15 protein-coding genes and 1 pseudogene are annotated in these 12087 nt (G+C 55.2%); 4 read left to right on the top strand and 12 right to left on the bottom strand.

The features are described from left to right. The first annotated feature begins 65 nt into the window (after positions 1-65). Together pyrC and yecR are read left to right on the top strand one after the other, a co-directional pair. Positions 66-1103, top strand: coding sequence for a dihydroorotase (gene pyrC / locus A7Q03_RS00200; protein WP_067446221.1), 1038 nt, complete (start codon positions 66-68; stop codon positions 1101-1103). Between the two features lie 329 nt (positions 1104-1432). Next, positions 1433-1849: a YecR family lipoprotein gene (gene yecR / locus A7Q03_RS09600; protein ID WP_082880628.1), complete on the top strand. Its 417-nt coding sequence runs from the start codon at positions 1433-1435 to the stop codon at positions 1847-1849. A 218-nt stretch (positions 1850-2067) separates the two neighbouring features. Here yecR and xth read toward each other — a convergent pair whose 3' ends face one another. The 7 genes from xth to yihA form a co-directional block, all read right to left on the bottom strand. Further along, positions 2068-2835: an exodeoxyribonuclease III gene (xth, locus tag A7Q03_RS00195; RefSeq protein ID WP_067446213.1), complete on the bottom strand. Its 768-nt coding sequence runs from the start codon at positions 2833-2835 to the stop codon at positions 2068-2070. A gap of 99 nt (positions 2836-2934) precedes the next feature. After that, a complete protein-coding gene (iscX, locus tag A7Q03_RS00190) occupies positions 2935-3129 on the bottom strand; it encodes a Fe-S cluster assembly protein IscX (protein ID WP_003822048.1) in 195 nt (64 codons plus the stop codon). Between the two features lie 54 nt (positions 3130-3183). Continuing rightward, a complete protein-coding gene (gene fdx, locus A7Q03_RS00185) occupies positions 3184-3525 on the bottom strand; it encodes an ISC system 2Fe-2S type ferredoxin (RefSeq protein WP_003822051.1) in 342 nt (113 codons plus the stop codon). Between the two features lie 198 nt (positions 3526-3723). Then, a complete protein-coding gene (gene mltB, locus A7Q03_RS00180; protein ID WP_153705632.1) occupies positions 3724-4779 on the bottom strand; it encodes a lytic murein transglycosylase B in 1056 nt (351 codons plus the stop codon). Positions 4780-4927: 148 nt separating this feature from the next. Next, positions 4928-6205, bottom strand: coding sequence for an N-acetylmuramoyl-L-alanine amidase (locus A7Q03_RS00175; RefSeq protein ID WP_067446210.1), 1278 nt, complete (start codon positions 6203-6205; stop codon positions 4928-4930). Further along, positions 6175-6657, bottom strand: coding sequence for a tRNA (adenosine(37)-N6)-threonylcarbamoyltransferase complex ATPase subunit type 1 TsaE (tsaE, locus tag A7Q03_RS00170; RefSeq protein ID WP_067446208.1), 483 nt, complete (start codon positions 6655-6657; stop codon positions 6175-6177). The genes A7Q03_RS00175 and tsaE overlap by 31 nt, the downstream gene beginning before the upstream one ends. A gap of 231 nt (positions 6658-6888) precedes the next feature. Then, the gene (yihA, locus tag A7Q03_RS00165) at positions 6889-7548 is read right to left on the bottom strand and encodes a ribosome biogenesis GTP-binding protein YihA/YsxC (RefSeq protein ID WP_067446206.1); all 660 of its coding nucleotides are present in this window, start codon (positions 7546-7548) and stop codon (positions 6889-6891) included. Between the two features lie 573 nt (positions 7549-8121). On the opposite strand from yihA, the gene A7Q03_RS00160 reads away from it, so the two are divergent. Together A7Q03_RS00160 and A7Q03_RS10315 are read left to right on the top strand one after the other, a co-directional pair. Next, positions 8122-8475: a YgiW/YdeI family stress tolerance OB fold protein gene (locus tag A7Q03_RS00160; RefSeq protein ID WP_067446204.1), complete on the top strand. Its 354-nt coding sequence runs from the start codon at positions 8122-8124 to the stop codon at positions 8473-8475. Between the two features lie 170 nt (positions 8476-8645). After that, a complete protein-coding gene (locus A7Q03_RS10315) occupies positions 8646-8777 on the top strand; it encodes a PepSY domain-containing protein (protein WP_167738617.1) in 132 nt (43 codons plus the stop codon). A gap of 136 nt (positions 8778-8913) precedes the next feature. Here the strand turns inward: A7Q03_RS10315 and A7Q03_RS10475 are convergent, their stop codons facing one another. The 5 genes and pseudogenes from A7Q03_RS10475 to ilvN all read right to left on the bottom strand — a co-directional run. After that, positions 8914-9171 carry a hypothetical protein gene (locus tag A7Q03_RS10475; protein WP_231863685.1) on the bottom strand — a complete coding sequence of 86 codons (258 nt, stop codon included), beginning with the start codon at positions 9169-9171 and terminating at the stop codon, positions 8914-8916. Positions 9172-9189: 18 nt separating this feature from the next. Beyond that, positions 9190-9408 (bottom strand): hypothetical protein, encoded by a 219-nt coding sequence (locus A7Q03_RS10470; RefSeq protein ID WP_231863684.1) that lies wholly within the window; start codon positions 9406-9408, stop codon positions 9190-9192. A 69-nt stretch (positions 9409-9477) separates the two neighbouring features. Next, on the bottom strand, positions 9478-9825 hold the full coding sequence (locus A7Q03_RS10465) for a class I SAM-dependent methyltransferase (protein ID WP_231863683.1): 348 nt from the start codon (positions 9823-9825) through the stop codon (positions 9478-9480). Positions 9826-10097: 272 nt separating this feature from the next. Continuing rightward, positions 10098-11201 carry a 3-phosphoserine/phosphohydroxythreonine transaminase gene (gene serC / locus A7Q03_RS00150; RefSeq protein WP_067446202.1) on the bottom strand — a complete coding sequence of 368 codons (1104 nt, stop codon included), beginning with the start codon at positions 11199-11201 and terminating at the stop codon, positions 10098-10100. A gap of 336 nt (positions 11202-11537) precedes the next feature. After that, a pseudogene (gene ilvN, locus A7Q03_RS10005) lies at positions 11538-11791 on the bottom strand (acetolactate synthase small subunit); the annotation flags it as partial. Between the last annotated feature and the right edge of the window lie 296 nt (positions 11792-12087).

The following is a 12087-nucleotide window of genomic DNA, read 5'->3' as shown; positions in this document are numbered from 1 at the left end:
CTAATCCGCCCGGCATCCAAAGGCTACCTGAAAATATAACGCTCCAAATCACGAAAGCCCCCACCATGCAAACCCTCACCCTCCTCCGCCCCGACGACATGCACCTGCACCTGCGCGACGGCGACACCCTGCGCCACGTTTTGCCGCACACCGCCCGCCAGATGGGCCGTGCCGTAATCATGCCCAACCTCAAGCCCCCGGTGATTAGCGTGGCCGATGCCTTGGCCTACCGCGAACGCATCCTCGCCGCCCTGCCCGCCGGCAGCCGCTTCCAACCGCTGATGACGCTCTATCTCACCGACCACGCCACCCCCGCCCTGGTGCGGGAAGCCAAAGCCGCCGGCATCGTTGCCTTCAAACTCTATCCCGCCGGCGCCACCACCAATTCCGACAGCGGCGTAACCGACCTGTTCAAACTCCTGCCCGTGCTCGAAGAAATCGCCGCCCAAGATATGCGCTTCCTGGTACATGGCGAAGTAACCGATCCCGCCATCGATATTTTCGACCGCGAAGCCGCATTCATCGAGCGCATCCTCCTGCCCGTGCTGAATAAAGTGCCCGGCCTCAAAACCGTGTTCGAGCACATCACCACCGCCGAAGCCGCCCGCTTCGTGTGCCAAAGCGGCGAAAACCTCGCCGCCAGCGTTACCCCGCAGCACCTGCTGCTCAACCGCAACGACCTCTTGGTGGGCGGCATGCACCCGCACCACTACTGCCTGCCCGTGCTCAAACGCGAAAGCCACCGCCAAGCCCTGCTCGAAGCCGTATCCGGCACACAATCGCACAAATTCTTCCTCGGCACCGACTCCGCGCCGCACCCGCAACACGCCAAGGAAAACGCCTGCGGCTGCGCCGGCATGTTCAGCGCCGCCACCGCCATCGAGCTCTACGCCGAAGCCTTCGAGCAAATCGGCGCGCTCGGCAAACTCGAAGCCTTCGCTTCGAAAAACGGCGCCCGCTTCTACGGCCTGCCCGAAAACACCGATACCATCACCTTGGTGAAACAAGCGCAAATCGTGCCCAACAGCTTCCCCATCGGCAACGGCGGCAACCTCGTCCCCATGCGCGCCGGCGGCAGCGTGGCTTGGACGATGCAATCGTAAGCCCCGCCCGCTCTGATTTTGATACAAAAAGGCTACCTGAAAATAAGCGGAGCGAATTTCTGCAACGCTCACATTTTCAGGTAGCCTTTTTCATGTATAACAAGTAGCCCAAACTAATGGAAATAGCCTGGATAATGTTGGGTTTACAACCCAACCTACCTACTTCCACCCGCTTACCTTTCTTCACAAACAACAACTTATCCATATAAAACAAAGAAAATTTGTAAAAGGAAAAGAACGAAGTTAAAATTTTAATAAGAATAGTTTATTCTTAACTTCCTTATGCAACCAATAATTAAACCTATTTACTTAAGACCCAGAGGCTAGCTATGACTCCAATCAAATCAAGTATTCTAAGACTTTCCGCTCTTATCCTGTTAACCACATCATTATCAGGCTGTATCGGCGCAATGGTGGCTCAAAGTAGAACAACCGATTGGGGCGCATCAGGCGGTAGCCGGGCTGATGGTTTCATCCAATTATCCTATGACCGCAGCCCGCTCGATAAAGAGAAACCCGTCGATAGCAGAGTAAAGCAATTAGCAGTTACACGGTGCTCAGTATGGGGCTACCAAGATGCCGAACCTTTTGATTATGTGAAAACCTCATGCGTTGAACCTGGACACGGTATATTTACCTGCGATTTATATAGACACAGTGTCCAGTTCCAGTGCACCAAACCCAGCAATATCCAATCTGGTAATACCCAATCCAGCAGTACAGTGATTTCTCCTATATCCAATTAACTATTGCTAATACAACATCATCATTTTACCGAGTGTAGTATGTGTAGGTTGGGTTAGCCGTTTACGGCGTAACCCAACACAATGAAAATAGCCCAGACATGTTGGGTTTCCAACCCACCCCCACTCCGATTTCGATACAAAAGGCTACCTGAAAGCCCAGCCTCGGTTTCGCCAAGGCATTGCTTTCAGGTAGCCTTTTCTATTGCGGCAACGATGTGCTATTCAAACTCCGCCCACACCGGCGCATGGTCGCTGGGGCGTTCCAGCGCGCGCGGTACGGTGTCTACGCCAGCGGCGGCAAGGCGTGGCAGCAGGGCTTGGCTGGCGAGGATGTGGTCGATGCGCAGGCCAAGTTTGCGGCGGAACATATTCATGCGGTAGTCCCACCAGGTGTAAAGCGGTTCGGCGGGGTGCAGGCGGCGCAGGCTGTCGGTGAGGCCGAGGTCGAGCAGGGTTTGAAACCAGGCGCGCTCTTCGGCGGAGCAGAGGATTTTGCCCTGCCATTTCTCCGGGTCGTACACATCCAAATCGGCGGGGGCGATGTTGAAATCGCCAAGCAATACCAATTCCGGGTATTGCGCCAATTCGCTGCGGATAAATTCGGCCAGCGCGGCAAACCATTGCTGCTTATAGGTAAATTTTTCGCTGCCCACGGCCTCGCCGTTCACGCAATATACGTCCACCACGCGCACGCCGCCGATGGTGGCGGCAATCACGCGCCGCTGCGGGTCGTTGGGCAGGGCGGGCAGGCCGGTATGCACGTTTTGCGCTTCTTCTTTACTGAGGATGGCCACACCGTTGTAGGTTTTCTGCCCGCTCCACACGGCGCGGTAGCCGAGCATTTCAAAGGCGGAAAGCGGGAACTGGTCTTGATCCAGCTTGAGCTCTTGCAAGCAGAGCACGTCGGGCTGATGCTGAATCAGCCAGTCGCTCACGTGCGGCAGGCGCACTTTGAGGGAGTTTACGTTCCAAGTGGCGATTTTCATGGCGTTTGCTTTCGGAATGAATTTTTCAGGTAGCCTGCATCGATAGTGAGGCTACCTGAAAATATGCGCTTCAACGGAATTGAAACATTGGCTGGCTGTTTACTCGGCTTCGTCTATCCAAGCCTGCTGCACGGCTTCGAGAATGCGTTCGCCGCAACGCTGCGGGTCGTCATCAAACTCGGGCAAATCGAGGATGAGCTGGCGCAGCTGGGTGAAGCGGACGGTTTTCGGGTCGATGTCGGGATGGCGGTCGAAGAGCTCTTCGGCGATGCGTTGGGTGTCGGTCCATTTCATGATGAGGCTACCTGAAACTAGATGTGTACGGCCGGCGGCTGGGGAGCGCCAAGCTTAATGATGCTCGCGGGCGTGGTTGATGGTGTATTTGGGGATTTCCACCACCAAGTCTTCGCCGGCCACTTTGGCCTGGCAGCTCAAGCGCGATTCGGCTTCCAAGCCCCAGGCTTGGTCGAGCAGGTCTTCTTCGATTTCGCTCGGTTCTTCCAGGCTGTCGAAGCCTTGGCGCACGATCACGTGACAGGTGGTGCAGGCGCAGGATTGCTCGCAGGCATGCTCGATTTCGATGCCGTTGTCGAGCAACAGGCTGCAAATGCTTTCGCCTTCGGGGGCGTTTTCGATGATTTTGCCTTCGGGGCACAATTCGCTGTGCGGCAAGACGGTTACTTTGGGCATGGTGTGTGCTTTCTTGGCTGAATTTTTTGAGTGGCGTATTGTAACGGAAAAGGCTACCTGAAAACAGTTGATTGCTTTTCAGCCAGCCTCTATCGCTGCACAGATGGCCCAATACAAAAACAGCGTTTTATTTGTACAAACCAAAGGCTACCTGAAAACAGCCAATCGCTTTTCAGGTAGCCTTTGTTGCAACGTGGTCTACAGCTTGCCACCGCCCACGCCGTTGGCGATTTCACGCACCGCGCTCACATACAGGCGGCTGTGGTTATATTGCCAAACGACGAAGAAATTGTTGAGGCCGATATAGTAATCATACTGGCCGGGCGCGGTTTCCAGGCGGAACAGCACGGCTTTTTCGTGGTCGGCCACTTCCTCCAGCGGCGTTACCCCCATCCGCCGCAGCTCGCCCACGGTTTTATTCAGCGCAGTTTTTTCATCAATCAGCGCCAGCAATTCCGGCGTAGGCACCATCGACACCGGCACCATCACTTTGCCGCCGCGCTGCCAGCCGTGTGCCTTCAGATAGTTCGCCACCGAAGCCGCCACATCCGGCACGCTACCCCAAATGTTGCGCTGGCCGTCGCCATCGTAATCCACCGCCCATTTGCGGTAGCTCGACGGTATAAACTGCGGCATCCCCATCGCCCCGGCATAGCTGCCGATGAAGCTGAACGGATCGCGCCCTTCTTCTTTGGCCATCAGCAGGAATTCATGCAGCTCCTGCTGGAAAAACTCGCCCCGGCGCGGGTAGCCGAACGCCAGCGTGGGCAGCGAATCGGCCAGGCGGAAGCTGCCCATATTGCTGCCGTAGTTAGTTTCAATGCCCACAATTGCCACCAACACTTCCGCCGGCACGCCGTATTCGCGCGCCACTTGGTCGAGCACTTGGCGGTATTGCTGGTAAAAGCGGCGGCCGCCGTTGATTCTGCCCGCGCCGGCATTGCCGCTGCGGAACTCATACCACGGGCGCGACGTGCCGGGGCGGTTCATGATGTTGACAATATTGCCCTTATACACCGACTGCGCGAAAAACTGCTGCAACTGCCCTTCGCCCATCACGCCCAATCCGGCCTGCTGCCGGATAAAACGCTGCACCTCGGCATTTTGGCTGAAACCGGTTTCCGACACCGGCAAGGCCGATGCTTCCGGCACCACCTTCTGCGCCTCCGGCACAGGCGTAATCGGCTGCTCGCTGCTGCATGCGGCCAACACAAACAAAACGGCTAAAGCGGGGGCAAATTTCAATTTCATCATAGTTTCCAAGCAAACAAACAATGCACGAAGTGTAGCACAGGCAGCCAACCCGGCGCGAATGCAAAGGCTACCTGAAAAAACAAACCCATCTGCCTCTACAAACGGGTTTGCCTTTTCAGGTAGCCTTTAAAGCATGCCGGACAAGCACCTAACGCCTTGCCACCGCTGCCGTAGCCAAATATTGCTGTGCACCGGCGGCAATGGCGCGGGCGGCTTTTTGACGGAACTGGCTGCTGGCCAGCATCCGCTCTTCGGTGGGGTTGGAGATAAAGGCGGTTTCCACCAGGATAGACGGAATATCCGGCGCTTTGAGCACGGCAAAGCCAGCCTGATCGACATGGCCTTTGTGCAGCCGGTTAATTTTGCCCATTTCGTCAAGCACCGATTTGCCCAGGCGCAGGCTGTCGTTGATGGTAGCGGTTTGCACCAAATCAAACAGCGTGTGGTCCACCTGCCGGTTGCCGCTCACGCGGATACCGCCGATTTGGTCGGAGGCGTTTTGCGATTGCGCCAGCCGGCGGGCGGCGGCACTGGTGGCTCGGCCCCGGCTTAAGGCATACACGCCGGTGCCACGCGGCTGCGGCGTAGTGAAGGCATCAGCATGAATCGAAATGAAAATATCGGCTTTGCGGCTGCGCGCCTTGGCCACGCGCACGCCCAGTGGAATAAACACGTCTTCGTTGCGCGTCATATACACCTGATAGCCGAGCCGCTCCATTTCGCGTTTGGCTTCGCGCGCAATCGAGAGCACCACGTCTTTTTCACGCAAGCCACTGGGGCCGACCGCGCCGGAATCTTCGCCGCCGTGGCCGGGATCGAGCATCACCACTAGCTTGCGGTTGCCGCGCCGGTTACCACCGGCATGGTTTTGCACCGGCGGCACGCTGGTGGTTCGCGCCTGCGCAGTGGCGGTGCCGTCTTGGCGGATACGGCCGTTGGTGTAGTCTTGCAGGAGCGCCATCAGCGGATCATTGGCTTCCTGCGCCAGCGCCACAGCCTGGGTGGGATAGAGGTCGATCACCAAGCGGTGTTTGAAATTGGCCACCGGCGTGAGTGCGAACACTTGCGGGTTCACGGCGGTTTTCAAATCCATCACCACGCGGATGGTGTCGGGGTTGAACTGCCCCACGCGGATGCCGGCCACATAAGGATCGCTGCGGCTGAGCTTCTGCGGCAGGCTCTGCACCACGCTATCGAGGCTCGCGCCCTGAATGTCCACCACCAGACGGCGCGGGTTGTCCAGCAGGAAGTATTTATGTTGCAGAGGGCGGGTGGATTCGAGCGTGGCGCGGGTGTAGGAAGAAGCTGGCCAAATGCGCACGGCCACAAACTGCGGCGTACCGTGCGCTTCGCCCGTGGGCACAATGCTCAGGAGCAGCAGGCCGGCGCCGCTGCTTAGGAAAGTTCGGCGGGTAAGTTTTGCCATAATTCGATGAGTTGCTTGCCTTTTTCGGAATCGGTGGAAAGGGTGCAGACACGGCCGCTGCCGCTGTTTTGCAGGGCGATGCGCAAATCGGCTGCGGGCGCAAAGCCCTCGGCGCGTTGCGGCCATTCGATGAAATGGATGGCGGGCTCGACAAACAGTTCGCCCAGCCCGGCATCTTCCCACTCTTCCGGCGCAGCGAAGCGGTATAAATCGAAATGGTTTACCGCCAGGCCGTTTGGCCGGTAGCTTTCCACAATGGCATAGGTGGGGCTTTTCACTGCGCCCGCATGCCCAAGCCGGCGCAAAATAGCGCGCACCAGCGTGGTTTTGCCGGCACCCAAATCGCCTTCCAGCCACACCACCAGCGGTGCGGCCAAATCGGGCGCGATGCGGTTGCCGAAGGCTTCAGTGGCGGCTTCGCCGTTGAGAAAGAGAGAGAGAGATTTTTGCATGCGGCGGATTATAACCTGAAATACTGTTGGGAAAGTTTAAGCCATGCGGCTTTCAGCCAGCTTGTTGCTGCTGCTTTCGGCAGCTTTTCAGGTAGCCTCAGCTGAGGCTACCTGAAAAGCTGATTTCGTTCCCCCGTGAGATACAGCTGCAATATTTCATACAGCGCCGCTCGCCCTACAGGAAATTCATTGTTGCAGCTAAAACCAATCGGTTTCCGGCTGCTTCATGTTTCAGGTAGCCTCTTCTCCATTTTCGGCAGCTTGCTCGTTTTCCGGCAAAGCATGCTCCGCCTCCCATTGCGCAAACCATGCGGCCACCACAGTATCCACCTCCTCCATGCCCTGTTTTTTCAGGCTGGAAAACAGTTGCACTCCCACCGCTTGCCGCTCGGCAAACGGCTGTAGGGCGCAACGCACGGCAGCGAGGGTTTTAATCTGCTCGTTTTTGGAAAGTTTGTCAGCTTTCGACAACAAAATATGCACGGGTTTGCCAGTGCTGGCAAAAAATTCCAGCATTTGCTTGTCCAGTTCTTTGAGCGGGTGGCGCGCATCCATCACCAACACCAGCCCGATCAGCTGGGCGCGGGTTTGCAGATAGCCGCCAAGCAGCTGAACCCAATGCGCACGCACGGCTTCGGGCACCTGGGCGTAGCCGTAGCCGGGCAAATCCACCATATAGTGCCCGTTGGGCAGGCTGAAGAAGTTGATATGCTGGGTGCGGCCCGGAGTTTTGGAAACGTAAGCCAGGCGGGTGTGGGCGGTGAGCGTATTGATGGCGCTGGATTTGCCGGCGTTGCTGCGCCCCACGAAAGCAATTTCGGCAGGGGTATTGGGTAGGTCTCTTAAGTGATTAACGGTGGTATAAAATTTGGCGTTTTTAAAAAGCGACATAGCTAGAACAAAAAGTAAAATTTAGTATAGAATACCACGTTTATAAAAATAGAGATTAGGCACGCATCGTGGTAGCTTGCCTGCATGTATGTCGTGGCACGGCTCCTGTGGCGCGGGCATTCCGGGCAACCAAACCCAGAAAGACGGCACAGTGGCTTACCCACGCCTGGCCGGTCAGCACAAATCTTGTGTGGTAGACCAACTCCGCATCCACACAAAGCGGCCAGCGCACCAACTCCATCATGAGCAACATTGCCAAACGCATGAGCAACGAAGAAATGGATGCCGCGGACAACTTTACTCAAGGTTTACAATAAGCCGTGTAGTTCCGCCCGGCCGAATCCCGCAATGGATACGGCCGGATTGTTTTATAGCGGATAAATTTAAACCATACCGCTGCACCCTGATTTAAATTCATCCACTATTAGGCAGCTTTTACCGGTTTGCATAATTTACATTTTTTCACGCAACCCTAATTTTCCGCTAAGCTTGCCTGCCTATAATGCGAGCCATCAACTCAGGCAACACCGGTTGCCGCCCGATAAACCACAATCTTGAATAAGGGAAAACACCATGAAAAACGCTTTGCTCTTCACCGCCCTGTTAGCCGTATCCGCCACTGCTTCCGCCGGCTTCTCCGAAAATGGCCAAGCGTCTGCCTCCCAAAATGCCGTAACCCGCGTTTCTGCCCTGCGCAGCGTACCGGACGACAGCTACGTTATCTTGGAAGGCTACATCGAACGCCAAGTGCGCCACGAACACTATATCTTCCGCGATGCCAGCGGCCGTATCGAAGTGGAAATCGACGATGACGTATGGCGTGGCCTGAACGTTTCCCCGCGCGATAAAGTACGCATCGAAGCTGAAATCGATCAAGAATGGCACCGCACCGAAGTGGATGTGAAAGCTGTTACCCGCATCCAGTAAGCAAGAAGGCTACCTGAAAGCGCAAGCTTCAACGAAGTTAAAACGAACACATTAGAGTCTCGTTAAAATCGACGCCATATCCTTCAAGTAGCCTTTCCCGGTTTCCTCAACCTCCGAACTTTGATTCGAGCACCTGTGCTGCCCGCCACACCCGTGCCCGCGTAACCGACGTGTACCTCACCACCTGGCACGACCGCCGTGTGTATGAAGTGGATTTAGACGGCCGGCATGGCGATTATGAAGTGATTGTGGACGCCCGCAGCGGCCGCATCCTCTCTTCCAAATTCGATCCCGACGATTAAACCGTTAGCCCGTTCCATAGATAAAGGCTACTTGAAACCATAGCCGCGCATAAACCCGCGTTGCTCGTTTTAACTTCGTTGAAGCTTGCGCTTTCAGGTAGCCTTTATTTCCACCAAACAAAGGGCAAGGCCGCGTTCAATCAATCCGATAGTGCAATATGCGGCTACTTTCGCGGATAACGCGCACCAGGCGCATAATCAGGCTAGAGACGAAGCCGATGCGTTTCCACTCGTCAGGGAAGTCGCCAACGATATAGCTGTTGGAAATGAAGCACAGATTATCTGCCCATTTCTCCGGCTCGCGTTCGTTGTCGCAAAAGGATTCAAAGCGGGCACTAACATGCCTCATGGCATCGTGGCGGGCAGAGTTTTTTACCGCCCAGCGGTTGCACATAGACAGCCAAAGCGGCAGCTACGGGCGCATCAATGGCGGACTGTGGCACGGACGCAGCGCGGAAGAAGCCAAACTTGCGATTGTGCAAGGCAAGTCGAAGGCGATTTCGCTACCGTGGAAACGGGCGGCAAGGCTTTGGAACAAGGCGCGTACCGTGTCGTTGGGAAAATACATCAGCACGCCTTCAATCACGAACAGGAATTGGGCATCGGGGTGGCGGACATGCAAATCATCCATCCATTCAGTGTCGAAGGCGGAGGCGGCAATCAGGGTTTCGTTGCTTTGCGACGGCAGGATGGCGCGCCGTCATTGGATAACGTCTTCCAAATCAAGCTGATAAAACGGTATGCCGTCTGCTTCGCTGCCGAGCCGTTCGCGGCGGCTGTCGAGCCCGCAGCCGAGGATAACGACCACCGGGCGGCTTTGACGTCGGATGAAATCGGCGGTGAGCCGGTCGAAATAGCGGGCACGGATGGCTGTGCCGATGAGAGTGGGCTTGGCGCGGTCGAACTTGGCAAAATCATAGTCGATCTGCGGCACCAAGCGGCAGGCGGCGGGGTCGGTGAGGATAGGATTGGCCTGCTGGGAGGCACGGTATTTCATATAGAGCGGAATCAGCAGGGTTTCGCTGATGGCATTTTCTATTTTAATCATGGCTTTTTCCTGTGAACTATCTGTTTGCACACCAGAAACAAACCAAATAAGAGGCTACCTGAAAGCGTCAGCTTCAACGAAGTTAAAACAAGCGTAGCGCGTTTCTGCGGAGCTAAAACGAGACTTCCACGAAGCAAAAACAGAGGCTACCTGAAAATAATTATCAGATAGCCTCATTATACGCCCATCACCAAAATTCTTGTTTCCTCCTACGGTGTCGGCCAACCTTGCATGAAAAAACAATCACTTCAGCACATCAGTTTAAGCACATCTCAGCCGTAGCGTTTCTGAAATTCGCGCATAAATTCAATCAACGCCTCCACCCCTTGCAAGGGCATGGCGTTGTAGATACTGGCACGCATACCGCCCATGCTCTTGTAGCCGCCCAGCAGGCGTAGGCCGCGGGTGGTGGATTCTTGAACGAAAAGTTCGTCCAATTCTTTGTTACCGGTGGTGAAGATCACGTTCATTTTGGAGCGTGCGGCAGGCGCAACTCGGTTGCGGTAGAAGCCGCCGCTGTTGTCGATGGCGGCATATAGGGTTTTGGCTTTGAGGGTGTTGATGGTTTCCATCTGCCCTACCCCGCCCTGCGACTGCAACCAGCGGAAAACGAGGCCGGAAATGTAGATGGGATAGGTGGCGGGGGTGTTATACATGCCTTGGCGGTCGATGTGCGAACGATAGTTCCACACATCGGGCACGTGGCTGGAGCAGCGCTCGAGCAGGTCTTCGCGGATGATGACGATGGTGGTGCCGGAGGGGCCGATGTTTTTCTGCGCGCCGGCATAAATCACACCGAAATCGGCCACATTGATGCGGCGGGAAAGAATCTCGCTCGACATATCGCACACCAAGGGCGGCATATCCGTACCCAGTTTGGGCACTTCATGGTATTGCAGGCCATGCACGGTTTCGTTAATCACGAAATGCACAAAGGCAGAGCTCGGATCGATATCCCAAGACGCAACAGGCGGCAGGTCGGTGTAATCAAACTGCTCGCCGCCATGCGCGGCCAGATGGATGTTTACATCAGACAGCTTGCCCATTTCCTGATGAGCAATGCGGCTCCAGTTGCCGCTCACTACGGAATCAATACGCTTGAAGCCGTTGCTCAGGTTCATCACGGTCATGTTGAACTGTGCGCTGGCACCGCCTTGCAAAAACAAAACTTTATAATTGTCTGGAATATTCAGTAGCTGGCGCAAATCCTGCTCGGCATGATAGAGGATACTCATGAACACATCAGAGCGGTGGCTCATAGTCATCACGGAAAAGCCCGTGCCGTTGTAGTCGAACATTTCGCTTTGCGCGGTACGCAATACGGATTCGGGCAGCACGGCCGGGCCGGCGGAGAAGTTGTAAACTGGAGTATCCACAGTAAAAACTCGATTGAAAATGTGGCAGGACGCCTTAATGGGTGGGGATTCTATCGTTTGCAAACCCGTTGCAGCAAGGATTTTCGCCATTTTCCACCAAACAGCATGGCAGTGAAAAACTATTCATTACCTACAATTCCAAGCTACCAAAAGTGATTCTCCCCATTTAACTCATATAAACAGAATTTATCGCCAACAATTCAATAGCAGCAAGTGAAGCCCACCCTGTCATTATTTTGGTCTTCGGTATGCGTTGTGGTGGCTGGTTTCAGGTAGCCTGTGCAGCAAAAGGCTACCTGAAAATTCACAGCAGGCTTTAAGCCGGCCAAACAAACATCAAATCTTCAAAATCCGCTCGCCGCGCCCGATGCTGGCGGCGCCGGTGCGCACGGTTTCCAGAATCAGGCCTTTGGGTACGGTTTCGAGGAAGCTGTCGAGTTTGTCGCTGGTGCCCGTGATTTCAATCACATAGCTCTTATCGGTTACGCCACTACCTGGCCGTGGTTAATATCGGTGAGACGCAGGAGCTCGTTGCGGTCTTTGCCCAAGGCCCGCACTTTTACCAGCTTGTTGAGCTGTTTGGTAAGACGGCGAGGGCGGCATTGTACATGCCAGCCGTCATGGCATTTACAATGCCGGGGCAAGCAGATTGTTTGTGCATCATGTGCAAATTGTCCGTTTACTGCTTTGCCGTACTGAAGAGCGGAAAGCCATACCAACCCAAAGCAGCCTGAATGCTTTTAGCTCCGTAGGAGATAGAGGCAGGCAGGTCGCCGCCAAGCTAAGTGCAGCAGGAATAATGACCCTGCCCGATAGGATAGGATTTTGAGTTTTAATGTGTCGGCGACATAATCCGAGAAATGTAATAAAACCAAAAGGTGTATAT

Source organism: Eikenella sp. NML99-0057 (assembly GCF_001648535.1).
Taxonomy (GTDB): domain Bacteria; phylum Pseudomonadota; class Gammaproteobacteria; order Burkholderiales; family Neisseriaceae; genus Eikenella; species Eikenella exigua.
The sequence above is the reverse complement of the archived record's forward strand: the minus strand, read 5'-3'. Positions and strand labels throughout refer to the sequence as shown.